This is a genomic window from Shouchella hunanensis, from assembly GCF_028735875.1.
GTDB lineage: Bacteria > Bacillota > Bacilli > Bacillales > Bacillaceae_D > Shouchella > Shouchella hunanensis.
Window position 1 is genome coordinate 1,840,688 of record NZ_CP117834.1, and the last position, 15,835, is coordinate 1,856,522.

General features: G+C 39.4%; 17 protein-coding genes. 13 read left to right on the forward strand and 4 right to left on the reverse strand.

The features are described from left to right. Positions 1-163: 163 nt before the first annotated feature. From PQ477_RS09460 to PQ477_RS09490, 7 genes are all read left to right on the forward strand, one after another. On the forward strand, positions 164-367 hold the full coding sequence (locus PQ477_RS09460; protein ID WP_035394358.1) for a hypothetical protein: 204 nt from the start codon (positions 164-166) through the stop codon (positions 365-367). 61 nt (positions 368-428) lie between these two features. After that, positions 429-1,253, forward strand: coding sequence for a sugar phosphate isomerase/epimerase family protein (locus PQ477_RS09465; RefSeq protein WP_274273451.1), 825 nt, complete (start codon positions 429-431; stop codon positions 1,251-1,253). Between the two features lie 174 nt (positions 1,254-1,427). Beyond that, positions 1,428-2,141 carry a 5-oxoprolinase subunit PxpB gene (pxpB, locus tag PQ477_RS09470; protein WP_060704277.1) on the forward strand — a complete coding sequence of 238 codons (714 nt, stop codon included), beginning with the start codon at positions 1,428-1,430 and terminating at the stop codon, positions 2,139-2,141. Continuing rightward, entirely contained in the window at positions 2,138-3,172 is a 1,035-nt protein-coding gene (locus tag PQ477_RS09475; protein WP_144557603.1) for a 5-oxoprolinase subunit C family protein, read from the forward strand. The genes pxpB and PQ477_RS09475 overlap by 4 nt, the downstream gene beginning before the upstream one ends. Beyond that, positions 3,169-3,957 carry a putative hydro-lyase gene (locus tag PQ477_RS09480; protein WP_035392999.1) on the forward strand — a complete coding sequence of 263 codons (789 nt, stop codon included), beginning with the start codon at positions 3,169-3,171 and terminating at the stop codon, positions 3,955-3,957. Before PQ477_RS09475 ends, PQ477_RS09480 begins: the two co-directional genes overlap by 4 nt. After that, positions 3,958-5,169, forward strand: a complete 1,212-nt coding sequence (locus PQ477_RS09485; protein WP_274273453.1) for an NRAMP family divalent metal transporter — start codon at positions 3,958-3,960, stop codon at positions 5,167-5,169. It begins immediately after the preceding gene. Positions 5,170-5,190: 21 nt separating this feature from the next. Further along, positions 5,191-5,955, forward strand: a complete 765-nt coding sequence (locus tag PQ477_RS09490) for a LamB/YcsF family protein (RefSeq protein WP_274273454.1) — start codon at positions 5,191-5,193, stop codon at positions 5,953-5,955. Positions 5,956-6,145: 190 nt separating this feature from the next. On the opposite strand, the gene PQ477_RS09495 is transcribed toward PQ477_RS09490, so the two are convergent. Both PQ477_RS09495 and PQ477_RS09500 read right to left on the reverse strand, forming a co-directional pair. Continuing rightward, a complete protein-coding gene (locus PQ477_RS09495) occupies positions 6,146-8,152 on the reverse strand; it encodes a methyl-accepting chemotaxis protein (RefSeq protein WP_144557613.1) in 2,007 nt (668 codons plus the stop codon). Between the two features lie 171 nt (positions 8,153-8,323). After that, a complete protein-coding gene (locus tag PQ477_RS09500; protein WP_144557615.1) occupies positions 8,324-8,998 on the reverse strand; it encodes a PspA/IM30 family protein in 675 nt (224 codons plus the stop codon). A gap of 196 nt (positions 8,999-9,194) precedes the next feature. Between PQ477_RS09500 and PQ477_RS09505 the strand changes: the two genes are divergently transcribed. Next, positions 9,195-9,719: a 5' nucleotidase, NT5C type gene (locus PQ477_RS09505; protein ID WP_035392995.1), complete on the forward strand. Its 525-nt coding sequence runs from the start codon at positions 9,195-9,197 to the stop codon at positions 9,717-9,719. 300 nt (positions 9,720-10,019) lie between these two features. Here PQ477_RS09505 and PQ477_RS09510 read toward each other — a convergent pair whose 3' ends face one another. After that, complete coding sequence (locus PQ477_RS09510; protein ID WP_144557617.1) at positions 10,020-10,166, reverse strand: lmo0937 family membrane protein; 147 nt, start codon at positions 10,164-10,166, stop codon at positions 10,020-10,022. Positions 10,167-10,453: 287 nt separating this feature from the next. Between PQ477_RS09510 and PQ477_RS09515 the strand changes: the two genes are divergently transcribed. The 4 genes from PQ477_RS09515 (at position 10,454) to PQ477_RS09530 (ending at position 13,442) form a co-directional block, all read left to right on the forward strand. Continuing rightward, positions 10,454-10,795 carry an ArsR/SmtB family transcription factor gene (locus PQ477_RS09515; RefSeq protein WP_035392994.1) on the forward strand — a complete coding sequence of 114 codons (342 nt, stop codon included), beginning with the start codon at positions 10,454-10,456 and terminating at the stop codon, positions 10,793-10,795. Positions 10,796-10,808: 13 nt separating this feature from the next. Continuing rightward, positions 10,809-12,107, forward strand: a complete 1,299-nt coding sequence (locus PQ477_RS09520; protein WP_274273455.1) for an arsenic transporter — start codon at positions 10,809-10,811, stop codon at positions 12,105-12,107. 13 nt (positions 12,108-12,120) lie between these two features. Next, on the forward strand, positions 12,121-12,537 hold the full coding sequence (arsC, locus tag PQ477_RS09525) for an arsenate reductase (thioredoxin) (RefSeq protein WP_035392992.1): 417 nt from the start codon (positions 12,121-12,123) through the stop codon (positions 12,535-12,537). 107 nt (positions 12,538-12,644) lie between these two features. Then, on the forward strand, positions 12,645-13,442 hold the full coding sequence (locus PQ477_RS09530; RefSeq protein WP_274273456.1) for a DUF2785 domain-containing protein: 798 nt from the start codon (positions 12,645-12,647) through the stop codon (positions 13,440-13,442). Between the two features lie 145 nt (positions 13,443-13,587). Here the strand turns inward: PQ477_RS09530 and PQ477_RS09535 are convergent, their stop codons facing one another. Further along, positions 13,588-14,751, reverse strand: a complete 1,164-nt coding sequence (locus PQ477_RS09535) for a YbfB/YjiJ family MFS transporter (RefSeq protein ID WP_274273457.1) — start codon at positions 14,749-14,751, stop codon at positions 13,588-13,590. A 118-nt stretch (positions 14,752-14,869) separates the two neighbouring features. On the opposite strand from PQ477_RS09535, the gene PQ477_RS09540 reads away from it, so the two are divergent. Continuing rightward, a complete protein-coding gene (locus PQ477_RS09540) occupies positions 14,870-15,733 on the forward strand; it encodes a LysR family transcriptional regulator (RefSeq protein WP_274273458.1) in 864 nt (287 codons plus the stop codon). The last annotated feature ends 102 nt before the right edge of the window (positions 15,734-15,835 follow it).

Sequence of the window (15,835 nt, forward strand, 5' to 3'; positions counted from 1 at the left end):
TCTTTTTCATCGTTTCATGATGAATAGCAATTGTTGCATACAATAAGGTCATTTATTGGCGAATGATCGTGGAAATAGTGTAAAAAATAGCGAATTACCAGTTATTAGTCTTCTTTTGTCAGAATGTTTGTGTAATAATGGTGTGAAACGAGGAGGGATCAAAATGTTTGTTCTATATCGCAATTTAAACGGGAATCAATGGTTTTTAACGAGTGGTAATAAGCGTAAATTCTTTTCTAGCTACGAAGAGGCTTATTTATTAGCGGTTAAACTGAATAGCATGCTTCTAAAAGAAGTAGATCCATCAGACTATTGGACGGTAGCGTATATAGAGAAACATTCCTCTCTCATTATCCCTTGTGAATAAGGGATTTTTTAACCTAGTTACCTAGATATTCCTTAATAAGAGAAGAGGATGTGCTTAGAATATGCGCTATATATCGTTAACAACATGGAGTTTAAACAGATTATTAGGCCCTCTTTATTGGAATGAATGGGATGAAGAGAATCAAAAGATTACGACAAGAATAGAAGAGAGACCAGCAGTCCATTCTTTAGAGGAGCTGCCACAAGTGCTATCGCAAGAAGGATTTCACGCTTTGGAAGTGATACACCCACACTTCTCTTCAACAGATTCGCATTACTTACAACGTGTACGAGCTGCTTTTGAAAAATCGTCTATTCAGCTATTCTCAATATTAGTCGATTATGGTGATTTAAGCCATAAAGATCCTGTTAGACGATCTGCTGATCAAGCATTTCTTAAAAAATGGATTGATAGTGCCGCTGAAGTTGGAGCAACTTGCATTCGCGTAATTGGTGGAGAGGCGCGACCTGACGACAAAGAAAGCTTGAAAAGAGTATCTCATGAGTTGACGGAATTAGCAGCATATGGAGAACAGAAAGGAATTGGTATCCTTACTGAAAACTTCAAGAGCCTCACATCGACGGCTGAGAACTGCTTGTTTTTACAGAATAACTCTGACATTAAAGGGTTAATAACGGACTTCGGTAATTTTTCTGGTCAAGGAAAAAAGAACGACATTCGTAAAACACTACCATATAGCAAATCAATCCATGTAAAAGCATTACGTAATCAAGACGGTACAATGAAAAAAGCTGAACTTGAAGAAAACTTAGAGTTAGTTAAACAAGCAAAATATGCAGGTCCTTTAACGATTGTGTACGATGGACCAGACGATATGTGGGCAGGTATTAATGAAGTGAAACAAGTTGTAGAGGGATATTTATAAAGGGAACAAAGCCGCTGCGATAAATTGTAGCGGCTTTGTCTTAGTAAACTGGTAAAGTTGTGCCATAGTGCTGAATGAATTGGTATGGTAGAATGGTACATTATTAAAGAAAGATTGATCGGAAATATTTTCTGACTATTTTAATTACATAGGAATTTTAAAGGTGGTTTTTGAATGGAAGAGACACCCTCTTTTTACTCACTTAGTGAAACATCGGTTACGGTGAATCTTGGTAGTACCGTAAGTCCTGCTGTACAAGCTCGTGTTCAACAGCTACTCATGAATCTTAACCACGAACCGTTTCCCGGTTATCAAGAATCGGTTCCGAGCTATATTGGCTTAACGGTTTTTTATGATCCAATGAAGGTAACAACAAAAGCGGGCAGTGTCGCTACCGAAGTGAAGGCCATATTGAGAGAACGAGTCTCTCACATTGGCAATGAGTCTAATAGGCAAAAAGGCAACCACGTAACGATTCCAGTTTGTTATGACCTTGAATTTGGACCTGATTTAAGCGATGTTGCGACAAAGAACGGCTTATCGAGAGAAGAAGTGATTCAGATTCATACATCTGGGAAGTACCTTGTTTACATGATTGGCTTTGCACCAGGCTTTCCTTTTCTTGGGGGAATGGATGAGCGCATTGCAACACCGAGGCACGCTCAGCCTAGAACAGAAATCCCAGCAGGTTCTGTTGGCATTGCAGGCAGCCAAACAGGAGTATACCCCATTGCAACGCCTGGGGGATGGCAGCTTATTGGTCAAACACCTTTAACCCTCTTTTCAGCGAATCGAGAGGTTCCAAGCTTACTAAGTGCGGGGGATCACGTCACATTTAAACAGATTACAAAAGAAGAATTTATACAGATGAAAGAAGGGGAACGATGAGTATTTTAGTTGAAGAGGGAGGTTTATTTACGACCATTCAAGATTTGGGTCGAAGAGGTTATCTTCATCAAGGTGTGTTAGAAAGTGGTGCAATGGATCGTCAGTCCGCTCGTAATGCGAATGTAGCCGTTGCTAATGATGAAAATGAGGCAGTTCTTGAGATGACCTTAATTGGCCCGGTGCTTACGTTCCAATCAACAGCGCTAATTTGCATGACAGGAGACGGTATGACTCCTTTTCTTGATGGTGATCCATACCCAGTTGGTTATCCTCTCATTGTTCCAAAGGGGACGACTTTATCGTTTAAAGCAAAAAAAGAAGGCATGCGAACCTACTTAGCGGTTGCAGGTGGATTCAATGTTCCGAACGTGATGGATAGTAAAAGTACATATATACGAGCCGGTATAGGTGGTTATAAAGGGAGAAACCTAAAAAAAGGAGATGACCTTGAGCTAGGTAATCCAAATAAACTGGTTCAACCAGTTATCGAAAAGATAGAGAAGGATAATCAAGTCTGGAGATCGGACTGGCATGTTAATGGTCCGATCGATGAAGCAAATGAACTGAACCGAAACGTGATTCGTGCTATTCCTGGAACACACTTTGAACGTTTAAACGAGGAAAGTAAGCACCAGTTGTTTAAAACGAGATTCACTGTTAAAAATCAATCGGATCGAATGGGGTACCGCTTGCAGTCTCAAGCCCGTATTGAGTTTAACGATTCGTTTAGTCTGTTATCAGAAGCGGTTGCACTTGGTACGGTTCAAGCGCCGCCAGATGGTCAGCTTATTATTTTAATGGCAGACCGTCAAACGACAGGCGGTTACCCGCGTGCGCTTCAAGTAGCTTCTGTTGATATATGCAAAATAGCCCAACTACGTCCAGGACAGTCATTTACATTTACGGAAGTCTCGCTGAAAGAAGCAGAACGTTTGTATGTAGAGTACGAAAGAGCAATAACGATTAGGAAGCATGGGATTCGATTAAAGTGGAAACAGTGTGGAAGTGAATATGGAGAAAGGAGTCGATGAATATGGCGCAAAGTGAACGAGAGCAGCTTATGACCGACATTCGAAATGGACTCTATACAGGCCCAACATCTGGGCTAGCAAGAGGATATGCCCAAGCTAATTTAGTTGTGCTTCGAAAAAAAGATGCGTATGACTTCCTGCTTTTTTGTCAGCGAAATCCACAATCGTGTCCATTATTGGATGTAACGGATGTTGGTTCGGCTATTCCAAAAATGATGGGCACTCATGCAGACTTACGAACGGATCTTCCACGCTATCGTGTTTATCGAGGCGGTGTTTTAACAGAGGAGCGAACGGAAATAGGTGAGCTTTGGGAAGAGGATATGGTTTGTTTTCTTATTGGCTGTAGCTTTACGTTTGAAGAAGCACTACTTGCTAATGGAATACCAATACGACATCAAGAAGAGAATGTCAATGTACCGATGTATCTCACCTCCATCCCTTGTGAACAAGCCGGATCTTTCCATGGCAATATGGTCGTTAGCATGCGACCGATGTCACAAGCGTTCGCCATTCGAGCATCCCTTGTAACCGCGCGTTTTCCTTCTGTCCATGGGGCGCCTGTTCATATTGGTGATCCAGCTGCAATTGGCATTGAAACGATTCAAGAACCTGACTTCGGGGGTCGAGTCACGATTAAAGAAGGAGAGGTTCCCGTTTTTTGGGCTTGTGGCGTAACTCCTCAAGCTGCTGCAATGGCGAGTAAACCAGATCTAATGATTACCCATGCCCCAGGCCATATGTATATTACAACGAAAAAAAATGAACAATTAGGAGTCTTGTAGATGAACCATCCCATAAGCGAAAAAGATCGCAGAAAGTTTTTAACTGGTGCTATTTTCTTAATGGCAACGTCCGCCATTGGACCTGCATTTTTAACACAGACCGCTCGATTTACAGAACAATTTCTAGCGAGCTTTGCCTTTGCTATCCTAATCTCACTTATTATCGATATTGGTGTGCAAATGAACATTTGGCGGGTTATTTCGGTATCAGGAAAACGGGGTCAAGAGATTGCAAATGCACTTCTCCCTGGATTAGGCTATGTCATTGCAGGGCTAATTTTATTTGGGGGTTTTGCGTTTAATATCGCGAACATCGGTGGTGCAGCTCTAGGACTAAATGTATTGTTTGATTTACCTTTGACCATTGGAGGCTTAATCACAGCGGTTTTAACGATTGGCTTATTTATGTTTAAACGATTTGGACCGGTGATGGACCGAGTCATGCAAGTGTGTGGCATCATTATGCTATTAATGGTCGGGTATGTCATGTTTAATAGTAGTCCACCTGTTCAAGAAGCCGCCTATCGAGCCATTGTACCAGAAGGTTACATGATGCTTCTGTTGCCGATTGTCACCATTGTTGGTGGCACAGTCGGCGGGTATATCTCCTTTGCTGGAGGGCACCGCCTTGTTGATGCAGGGATTACAGGAAAAGAAAACGTCAAATTTGTTGGTCGAGCAGCAAATTTAGGTATACTGACTACAGGTATTATGCGGGTGTTTTTATTTTTAGCTGTACTCGGCGTTGTAACAGCTGGTTACAGTTTGGATGAGAACAACCCAGCAGCAACCGTCTTTCAAGTAGGCTTAGGGGATGTTGGCTATTATTTGTTTGGTCTTGTGTTGTTTGTAGCAGCGATTAGTTCAGTGATTGGTTGTGCGTACACGAGTGTATCGTTTTTGCGTTCCTTTCATCCCATTTTTGCGAAGAAGAACAACTTATTCATCGCAGGATTTATTATTATTTCAGCGCTTATCTTTTTGACGATTGGCCAACCTGTTCAGCTACTGATTTTAGCAGGTGCGTTGAACGGTTTGATTTTGCCGGTTGTGCTAACGACCATTTTAATTGCTTCAAGAAAAAAATCGATTGTCGGTGATTATCATCATCCAACGTGGTTAATTGTATTTGGAGCTTTAACGGTAATTGTCACAATGGGTGCGGGTTATATTGCACTTGAAGGCATAGTCAATTTATGGACTGGCAATTAACGAACGAGAGGAGAGAGGTTCATGGGAAAAGTAGTAGATATGAATAGTGATATGGGTGAAAGTTTTGGCGCGTATACTCTAGGAAATGATCAAGAGTTAATGGCCTATATTTCATCTGCAAACGTTGCGTGTGGCTTTCATGCAGGCGATCCGAAGACAATGCGTGAGACTGTGAAACATGCATTGGAATCGGGAGTTGGCATAGGTGCACACCCTGGATTGCAAGACTTAATTGGGTTTGGACGAAGACCAATGGAGATTACGCCTGAGGAAGGCTACGATCTCGTGCTCTATCAAATTGGCGCGCTTTTAGGAATGACCAAAGCAGAAGGCGGAACATTGCATCATGTAAAGCCTCACGGCGCTCTTTACAACATGGCTGCAAAGAATAAAGAACTTGCTATGGCCATCGCCAAAGCCGTTTACCATCTCGATTCAACGCTTGTATTATATGGCCTTGCAGGGAGTGCTCTTATTGATGCAGGGAACGAAGTCGGGCTTCAAACAGCAAGTGAAGTGTTTGCCGATCGTACGTATCAAGCAGACGGGAGCTTAACATCGCGACGGTCACCTGATGCCCTTATCCATGATCCTGAACAAGCGAGTAAACAGGTGCTACGTATGGTGAAAGAAGGCAAAGTCATGACCCAGCAAGGCGAGGATATTGATATTGTAGCAGACACAATCTGTATACACGGTGATGGTGCACACGCCCTTGCATTTGCAAAAGACATTCACGCAAAGATGACAGCCAGCGGTATAACAGTGCAACGAATAAAGGCATAATGCCATTGGTTTAGTTGAAGAAGAGGTTGAGACATAACTGATTTTATAACTGAAAGAAGATATGTATTTTAACTTATCATAAAACAAAAAGCCGAACTATAACTGCATGCCTTTAAGGCATTTCAGACAACAGTTCGGCTTTTTCATCGTCAAGAACCTTTACGGCTCTCGTTGTTTTTTGTATCGCTCGTTAAACGGTATCTGTATCAACGTCAAATTGGCGAATTAATTGTTTTAATTCATCTGCTACTTCACTTAATTGTTCGACAGAAGCAGAAATTTCCTCCATGGAAGCAAGTTGCTCTTCTGTAGAAGCTGAAATGTTTTGCATACTTGCTGAAGCCGTCTCACTTATAGAAGAGAGATCTTGGAAAGTAGTGACAAAGGCCTCACTATCTTTCCCAAGAGAAGCTACATTTTTAGCTGATTCATTCACTTCTGTTGCGACAACTTGAACAAATTGCTTCATCTCTTCAAACGATAGCCCAGCAGTCTGTACCACTTCAATCCCTTTGTTCACTTGGTCTGAGCTCGTATTCATTTGTTCAATGGTTCTCTCGGTGTCTTGCTGCACGGATAGAACCAGTTCAGAAATGGTTTCAGTTGAAGATGCCGTCATATCGGAGAGTTTTCTCACTTCATCTGCCACGATTGAGAAACCTCGTCCGTGTTCTCCTGCTCTTGCCGCTTCAATTGCTGCATTTAATGCTAAAAGGTTTGTTTGTGTAGCAATTCCTTTAATGGTTTCAGTTACTTCTTCAATTTCGCTAGAGCGCTTTCCTAATGTATCAATGTGTATCGATAAATGTTTAAACGTGTCTTTAATTTGAGTCATTTGTTCAATAGCATCGGTAATAGCGTCATTTCCTTTTGAAACAGTTATGGCAGCGTTATCGGTAGTGCTATGAATATGGTTGGTCTTTACCACGACATCATTTACGTCGTTTGACATATCACTGGCCACTTTTTCACTTTCCCGTACGCTTGTGCTTTGCTTTTCGACGCCGCTTGCTACTTCTTGAACAGCCTCTGTAATTTGTTCAGTTGCACTCATATTTTCATGTGTAATGGACGCTAATGTATCGGCTGCTTGAGAAAGGTCAGTCGATTTGTCTTGAATGTTTGTAATCATGAGCACTAGGGATGCGCGCATTTTTTCAAACGAACGACCAAGACGCCCAATTTCGTCTGTTTGTTTTGGATTTACTTCATAGGCAACTGACAAGTTACCTCCTGCCATACGTTCGGATACGCTTATTAATGTTTGGATAGGTGAAGTGATGGACCTAACTAGAAAATAGATAACGGTACCTCCGATTAAAATAGCAATCGACAGCACGGTAATAGCGCTAATGAGAATCGGCATAACCGCTTCATTCATCTCTTCCTCATACATCGATGCGGCGATTGTCCAACCAGTGATTTCATTGGATTTAAAGGTTAAAAGTTGATCGTCTCCGTTAGATGTATAAGATAGAAAGCCTTCGTTATTTTCACTATAGGATAGAAAAGATTCATCAGCTTCGGTTCCCGGCTCTTCATAAGGATGAGATACATAAGTATTGTTTTCATCTAATAAAAATACGTAGCCTGTTTGGCCAATGGAGATACTGGATAAAAGATCTGAGATAACGGTTAACTCTAAATTAAGAGCGGCAACACCTAATCCGTCATCTGTCGTACGGGCAATGGTTGTTACAGGTTGTTCGGAAGACTGAGAGATATAAGGCGATGTGATGATAACGTCTCCAGACTGTTCCATCGCACGTTGGTACCAAGGTCTTTCCCTTGGATCATAGTCAGGTGGATTTTGAAAAGACGAGGGTGAGTTAATGAAATCGCCAGTTTCCATACCAACATAAGTTTGTTCAACATGGTTTTTAGTTGCTTGGAAAGAATCAAGCAAGAATCGCTGAGCTCCTGGGTCGTCCTCGGAGAAATCTGCTAAATCACTGGCTGAAGCAATATAGTCAATATTCTCTACTTGAGATTCTATAAAAAGACTAAGGGTTTCATCTACAATGGCAAGGCTCTCCTCGGTAGCAGAAGTCATTTCATCCATTACAGCTTCTTTTGCATTTTGATAAGAAATAACCCCAATGAGAGAACTTGGAATGACTAAAATAGCAGTAAAACCAATAAATAATTTCGTTCGTAACTGCATAAATTGGATACTTTGTAAAAACCGTTTCAACATAATCAATCTTCTCCTAACTGTTTTACATAAACCGCAACACCCTTAATATCGTCATGAATAAATGTATATTGAACCTTTTATATGAAAATAATCAAATCAAATTAAATAACGGAAACGACGGTGAAGCTAGAAAATAAAAAAAGGATGATCAACTGATCATCCTTTTTGGTATTATTTATTACTATTTAACTTCGCTTTTAAAGCAGCAAGTTCATCGTCAACCCCGCTTGATTGATCAAGGGCAGCTAATTCATCATCAAGTGATTTATTAGCGCTTCTAAGCTCGCCTTTCGCGTCGGCCTCTGCTTCTTGGCGCATGACTTTCTCTTCCATTCGGTTAAAGCCACCGCGCGCACCGCTATTACCAATAGATGAAAGAGACTCGTTCACTTTCGCGCGTGCTTTAGCGCTTTCTGAACGTGCTTTCAGTGAATCTTTCTTCATATTCATATCACGGTATTCGTCTTTCATTTCACGGAGCTTATCTTTTAGTTCTTCTGATAATTTCGCTGATTCAGCATGAGACTCTTGTAGTGCATCGCGTTGCCCTACATGTTTATTCTTGTCTTCTAATACACGACGAGCGAGATCTTCATCGCCAGATTCAAGTGCGCGCATGGCTTGCTCTTCTCGTTTAGAGACGAGTTCAGTAGCCTCATCGGCTTGTTTTTTGAGCATTTTTTCGTTAGCGATTTGTTTAGCAACAGCAGCCTCAACCTCAGAAATGTCTTTCTCCATATCAAGCAAATATTGATCAAGCATCTTGCCTGGATCTTCTGCTTTGTTTAACATTGAATTCATTTCGGAAGAGACAATAGTACGAACACGATTAAAGAAACGAAACATCGGATCTTCCCCCTTTAAAATAAGTACCCCTAAGATAGCATATCTTGCTTGCTTATAGATGTAAATACGTAAAGGAAATCGAAATGGTTTCATTTTTTATTTCGAGTAACGATTGTAAAAAGACGGCCGCTGCTTCTTTCAAGCTGTCTCTCTATGGTATGCTTAAGGTAAAGACAGAAGTCGGGGAGTGGGACGTATGAAGCGAATTGCCATTGATATGGATGAAGTGATGGCCGATTTCACAAAAAAACATCTTGCACTTTTTAATGCGGATTATAATGAAGCCATTACGGTGGAAGATTTACAAGGGAAGAAACTGAGGGATTTGCGTCCACATTTAGTAAATGAGATTAGAGAGTATTTAAAAGACCCTACCTATTTTCGCGATTTAGACGTGATGAAAGATGCGCAAGAGGTGATAAAAGAATTAAGCGAGTCGTTTGAAATTTATATTGCGACAGCGGCGATGCATTTTCCATCATCCTTTACTGCGAAGTATGAATGGCTTCAAGAGCATTTTCCATTTTTAGATGACCAGCATTTTGTCTTTTGTGGCGATAAGAGTGTCATAAAAGCAGATTACTTAATTGATGACAATGTGTATCAGCTTGAACGATTTACTGGAGAGGGTATCCTTTTTACAGCACCTCATAATATTCATGAGAATCGTTTTACACGTGTGAATTCTTGGGCAAATGTAAGAAACTTTTTTCTGAAATAGAGCCAATGTAAGGAGAACCGGACATCATTTCGGATTTCCTTGCATTTTTTTATTCATTCTTCCTAAGCGTGCAGCTCTTGTATGTATGCTGTAAAGGTGTGGATAGAAAGAATGACCGTTAGCAAAAATGCGTTGTAGAAAGAGAACGTCGTTTGTTGCGGCAAGGAGCAAATCTCAAGCGTTAAACTTGAGCACACGACCCTAGCTTTATTTCATTAGATTCACAACCACTCTTTACGAGGTAGTACTAAAACATAGGCAAAGTAAAAAGAGCAGAGGGTTCATCCTCTGCTCTGTCCGTTACCCTTTTCGACGACCAGAAATTAATTGGAAAATAAGCACAACTAGTGCAACGACCAATAAAATGTGAACAAGGTTTCCACCTATTTCGCCAATAAATCCAAGTAACCATAAAACTAAAATAACAATAAGTGCAGTCCAGAGCATGATTCAGCCCTCCTTAATATCGATAGGTTATGGTTTCCCTCTAAATCTCAAAGTAAACTGAGACTTTCTTCCATATTAGGAGACTCCAAAGTCTTTAAATGCAACCGACTAGTCTGAGGGATCCTGATGGAAATGAATGGGAGTATTTTTATACGAAGGAAGATGTCGATGTAAAAGACGGCTTTACTTGGTGTAAAGAATGAATCGTATATAAGTAAATATTAATATATAGATTGACTTATATAATTATTTACTTATATAATGGCTATCAGAGAGGTGAGTCATACATGGAAAGTACAACATTAACAATGACGGAGCTAACTACATGCTTAAAGGTTATTGGTGATCCAACTCGTTTTTTAATGCTTAAATTAGTTGAGAAGAAGACCTATTGTGTGTGTGAGTTCGTTGAAATGCTTGGGCTCAGTCAACCAGCTGTAAGTCAGCATTTACGGAAATTAAAAGATTTAGGGGTACTAACAGAAGAAAGAAGAGAGCAATGGCGTTATTTTACTCTCAATACGACCTCTACTTATTTTCCTGTGGTCCGTGATCTTCTTCAATATAGTGACGATCAAGATGAACGCTATCTTCAAGCTTTAGAAAAAGAAGGGCTTGCGAGTTGTTAAAGGGGATTAGAAAATGGTAGATGTGATCATAGCTTCGTTGATCTTTGTTGTAACATTAGTGTTTGTTATTTGGCAACCAAAAAACTTGAACATTGGATGGTCAGCTTGTGGGGGAGCCGTACTTGCTCTTTTACTTGGTGTGGTTCATTTTACTGATGTGATTGATGTAACAGGAATTGTTTGGAACGCAACACTTACGTTCATTGCCGTCATTATTATCTCGCTCATTTTAGACGAGATTGGCTTTTTCGAATGGTCAGCTCTACATATGGCGAGGGTCGCTAAAGGAAATGCCGTTCTTATGTTTATTTATGTCTGTTTACTAGGTTCGGTTGTTGCCGCTTTTTTTGCCAACGATGGGGCTGCACTAATTTTAACGCCTATTGTATTAGCAATGGTTCGTTCGTTAAATTTTAATGAAAAGATGGTATTTCCATTTATTATTGCAAGTGGATTTATTGCTGACACAACGTCACTTCCACTTGTCGTGAGTAATTTAGTCAATATTGTTTCAGCTGATTATTTTGGTATTGGCTTTATTGAATATGCCACCCATATGATCGTGCCAAACCTTTTTGCTCTAATCGCAAGTATTATTGTCTTGCTTCTTTATTTTAGAAAGAGCATCCCGAGGCGGTATGATTACGCTCAACTAAAAGAGCCGATGTTGGCGATTAAAGATCGAAGAATCTTTCGCCTCTCTTGGGTGGTATTAGGATTACTTCTTGTTGGGTATATGGGCAGTGAATTCGTTGAAATTCCAGTATCGATTGTTGCTGGTGTCATTGCTATGTTATTCTTACTTATTTCTAGAACGAGCTCTGCCGTAAATACAACAGCTGTCCTAAAAGGGGCTCCATGGAATATCGTTTTTTTTTCCATTGGAATGTATGTCGTGGTTTATGGACTACGCAATGTCGGGTTAACGGATGTATTAGCAGATGCTATCTTTATCATAGCGGATCAAGGGCTTTTTGTTGCGACAATGGGAATGGGGTTTATAGCCGCTATTCTTTCATCCATTATGAACAACTTGCCGACGGTTTTAATTAATGCCATTGCAATAGGTGAATCAGGAACGACTGGATTGACGAAAGAAGCCTTAATTTATGCCAATGTTATTGGCGCGGACTTAGGGCCGAAAATTACCCCAATTGGTTCACTTGCTACGTTGCTTTGGTTACATGTGCTTTCTAAAAAAGGTGTAAAAATTTCATGGGGAACGTATTTCAAGACAGGTATCATTATTACGATTCCTGTTCTATTCCTTACCTTACTTGGCTTATATATATGGCTATTAATCATTTACTAAAGGAGAATGAAGCATGAAAAAAACAATCTACTTTTTATGTACTGGAAACTCATGCCGCTCGCAAATGGCAGAAGGGTGGGCAAAGTATTATTTGCAAGATGAATGGGATGTATATAGCGCAGGCATTGAAGCGCATGGTTTAAATCCAAATGCTGTTAAAGCAATGGAGGAAGTAGAGGTTGACATTTCCAACCAAACGTCAGACATGATTGATAATACATTGCTTAACAACGCAGACTTCGTTGTAACATTATGTGGAGATGCGGCTGACAAATGTCCAATGACTCCACCTCACGTAAAGCGTGCTCATTGGGGATTTGATGATCCTGCTAAAGCAGAAGGTTCCGAAGAAGAAAGATGGGCAGTCTTTCAACGTGTCCGTGATGAGATTGGTTTAAGGATAAAAGCATTTAAAGAAACAGGGAAATAAAGTGAAAAACACAGCTCCTTTGCAGGATTCTGTGTTTTTTGTACGAGCAGAAGACAACCAAATGACATGATGGCTTAAATAAAATGATAAAGGTGAGTGAAGAAATAATGGAGGAAACGTATTCTAATTTAAAAGATGTATTATCAAATTCGACAATAACAATTTCAAATGAATTAATTACTACCATGTTACATTCAATTGGAAATACTGATTCGGTTTTAAGAGATGATCTGATATACGGTACTTTTCATAAATGGATTAGTAATAAACAATTAGAGCGCAATCAAGTCAACTTTATACTAGAGGTTTGCAACAGTAATTTGTTAAAAGGATTAGGTGAAAAAGAGACTGATTCTGTTTTTAAAAGGTCTTTCTCAGCTATTGTGTGTGCTGCAATTTTAAACGCTCGATATACGGTGAACGACGACATGTTAAGAGATCTAGCGGATAATAGTCTAAAGGTGATGGTGAATGAAAAAGATCTACGGGGCTATGTAGAAAATAAAGGATGGGCACACTCAATTGCGCATACAGCGGATCTACTGGATTCAATTGTTCATTACTCTTTGTTCGGTAGAAAGATACTGTCTAGTTCCATAAATAATATGGTGGAGCCTTTGTTAAAAGGGAACGTATTTATAGATGATGAACAAGAAAGAATAGCGATTCCTTTAACAAGTATTATTTCTTTAAGTGAAACACAAACAGAGTTAAACGAATTATTCGTTTGGATGAAACAGAAATTAGAACTAGAGAGAAATGTAGCTGGATTGTCTTTTTACAGGGTACGAACAAATTATATGGCACTTTTAAACGCTATCTATTTAAATTTACTAGAAAAAAAGGTTAACACCGATATATCGAATAACATTTTAGCTGAGCTTTTTTATATTCGTAACCTTTAAATGTTCCGGCGTGGGCTAAGTTTAGTTATACGAAAAATGTAAGGTGCATAGTCAGGTATTTATTTTCTAATTCGGCCTATTATTGTTGCGGGGGTTTCACACAGGTATAGAAGCCAGTTCTATGGCCGATGTTCTTCTTTAATCTTTATTTAAATCCAGAATGAGAAGGAACCTCGGATCTAAATGAGACAGTTACTACGATAAACGATAGCACTAAAGCAAAACCAGCTAAAAGAAAAGAAAATTGGAAATGTATGAACTCAATAAATATACCGGCAACAGAAGGTCCTATAATTTGCCCGAAAGCGTAAATCACGGTTAATCCACTCACGAGATTTTTACTACCTTTAAATTGCTTACTTATACTCATAGTAAGAGTTATAATTCCTAAAAATGTTGCTCCAAAAAGGAATGCTGAAACGATTATTAAAAGTAAATGTTGTGATAACACTGGTATGAAGACTGATAGGATTTGAATAAAGTATGCGTATTTTAATGCTCTTGAATCTGATATTATCTTTCCAAGCCAAGACCAGATGATACAGGATGGAATCGCTCCTAGACCTACAACTGCCCATACATAAGAGGCTTCTAAAGAAAAGCTATTGTGCGTCAGTAGCCCAGTAATGAAAGTGGCATAGATAATGTATCCAAACCCCTCAAACAAATAGGATAAATAAAGGGCAGTCTTTTTTTTCTTCCCTTGATACTTATACTGAGGCTGTACTGAAAAGGTCATCTGTGTCTTATTGTGTGCCATCTTTTTTACTATGAGTGTGATGACAACTGTCAAAAGTAGACTAATGAAGCCAAAGAATAGCCAAGTAAATGACCAGTTAACAGAATTGGTGGTGAAAGGTGTAAAGGTTCCAGTTAACAAAATGCCAAAACCGACACCACTATATAAATAGCCAGCGTATTGAGTTTTGTTTTGTTGAACTAGACGGCCTAAAACAAGATTGGTGGCTAATACGAAAATGAAACCGCTACTAATACCTGATAAAAATCTAAGCAAAATCCACATGAAATGGTCATCAAATAGTCCCATTAGTACGGTTGTTAGGGCATTTATAAATAATAAAAGAATGACTGCTTTACTTGTAGGCTGGACTTTTCTGGATACAAATGCTCCTATAAAATATCCAATATAGTTCCAAGTTGCTAACATTCCTAATGCTGAAAAAGATTGGCTTGTGTCAACCTCCATATAAGGAAGTATCGGGGTATAGAGAAATCGTCCAATACCAATGACGATAGTAAGGCTAAAAAAACCAATAACGATTAAACGAAGGGTTTCTCTGTTATTCAAATGTGTCCCCACCTATCAAAACGTTTTATTGCTTCAGTTTACTCTACTTGTGGTATCATTAATAATGTTTTTATTTCATATTAGAGTTCAAAAAAAATGATAAGAGAGGGGTCATGAGTTGAGAATTGATGATTTAAGAACATTTGTTGAAGTATCAAAGCATAGTAGTATGTCGAAAGCTGCTGAAGTTTTTAATGTCGGTCAATCAAATGTCACAATGAAAATGAAACGGTTGGAAGCGTATTATCAGTCTAATCTTTTCGTGCGTACCCCTCACGGTGTAAGACTTACGAACGAAGGTAAAGTTTTGTATGAACGAACGGTTACGATGTTGCATTACTGGGAACAAACAAATGAAATGATGAGCAAGAAAGAAGTGTTTAAAGAATTATTTATTGGGTCAATGGAAACGACAGCAGCCATAAGGCTTCCATCTCTTTTAGCGGAGGTCTATCGTATGTATCCTAATGTAATGATCAACTTGGAAACAGGAACGACGGAACAGGTTTTAAACAAATTAATGAGTTATGATATAGACGCTGGATTTATCGCAGGGCCAGTTAAACAGTCAGGCGTTAAAGGTTTTCCAATCTTCAAAGAAGAAATGGTTTTACTTACATCAAAGGATTTAGGGGAGAGGCTTGATTCTACTTTTATACAGTTAGAAGGTCAGAGTATGCTCACCTTTAAGACAGGGTGTTCCTATCGACGGTTGTTAGAAACATTCTTATATGACCATGCGCTTACTACTACTCGGAAAATGGAATTCGGATCAATTGAGGCCATCATTGGTTGTGTGAAAAATGGAATGGGTATTTCCATTTTGCCTTATTCTGTAGTGGAAAATCATAACAATGTTACTTTAACGGCCTTACCTTCAAAATATAGTATGGTTGAGACATACTTTGTCTATCGAGAAAATGAATGGCTGTCACTATATGATGTGATCGAGAATTTCGGAAAAAATGATAAGGACGGTTGATCAAAAAGTCCGTGCACAAAACAAAGAACGGTAATTTTCTAGTATAGAGTTTCAGTAGTGTGTGTAAACCGTGATTGATTTTTAAAGAAGAACGACTTATGA

Coding starts and splice junctions, on each gene's coding strand:
- PQ477_RS09460 (WP_035394358.1), top strand. CDS start 164: ATGTTTGTTCTATATCGCAATTTAAACGGGAATCAATGGTTTTTAACG.
- PQ477_RS09465 (WP_274273451.1), top strand. CDS start 429: ATGCGCTATATATCGTTAACAACATGGAGTTTAAACAGATTATTAGGC.
- pxpB (WP_060704277.1), top strand. CDS start 1,428: ATGGAAGAGACACCCTCTTTTTACTCACTTAGTGAAACATCGGTTACG.
- PQ477_RS09475 (WP_144557603.1), top strand. CDS start 2,138: ATGAGTATTTTAGTTGAAGAGGGAGGTTTATTTACGACCATTCAAGAT.
- PQ477_RS09480 (WP_035392999.1), top strand. CDS start 3,169: ATGAATATGGCGCAAAGTGAACGAGAGCAGCTTATGACCGACATTCGA.
- PQ477_RS09485 (WP_274273453.1), top strand. CDS start 3,958: ATGAACCATCCCATAAGCGAAAAAGATCGCAGAAAGTTTTTAACTGGT.
- PQ477_RS09490 (WP_274273454.1), top strand. CDS start 5,191: ATGGGAAAAGTAGTAGATATGAATAGTGATATGGGTGAAAGTTTTGGC.
- PQ477_RS09495 (WP_144557613.1), bottom strand. CDS start 8,152: ATGTTGAAACGGTTTTTACAAAGTATCCAATTTATGCAGTTACGAACG.
- PQ477_RS09500 (WP_144557615.1), bottom strand. CDS start 8,998: ATGTTTCGTTTCTTTAATCGTGTTCGTACTATTGTCTCTTCCGAAATG.
- PQ477_RS09505 (WP_035392995.1), top strand. CDS start 9,195: ATGAAGCGAATTGCCATTGATATGGATGAAGTGATGGCCGATTTCACA.
- PQ477_RS09510 (WP_144557617.1), bottom strand. CDS start 10,166: ATGCTCTGGACTGCACTTATTGTTATTTTAGTTTTATGGTTACTTGGA.
- PQ477_RS09515 (WP_035392994.1), top strand. CDS start 10,454: ATGGAAAGTACAACATTAACAATGACGGAGCTAACTACATGCTTAAAG.
- PQ477_RS09520 (WP_274273455.1), top strand. CDS start 10,809: ATGGTAGATGTGATCATAGCTTCGTTGATCTTTGTTGTAACATTAGTG.
- arsC (WP_035392992.1), top strand. CDS start 12,121: ATGAAAAAAACAATCTACTTTTTATGTACTGGAAACTCATGCCGCTCG.
- PQ477_RS09530 (WP_274273456.1), top strand. CDS start 12,645: ATGGAGGAAACGTATTCTAATTTAAAAGATGTATTATCAAATTCGACA.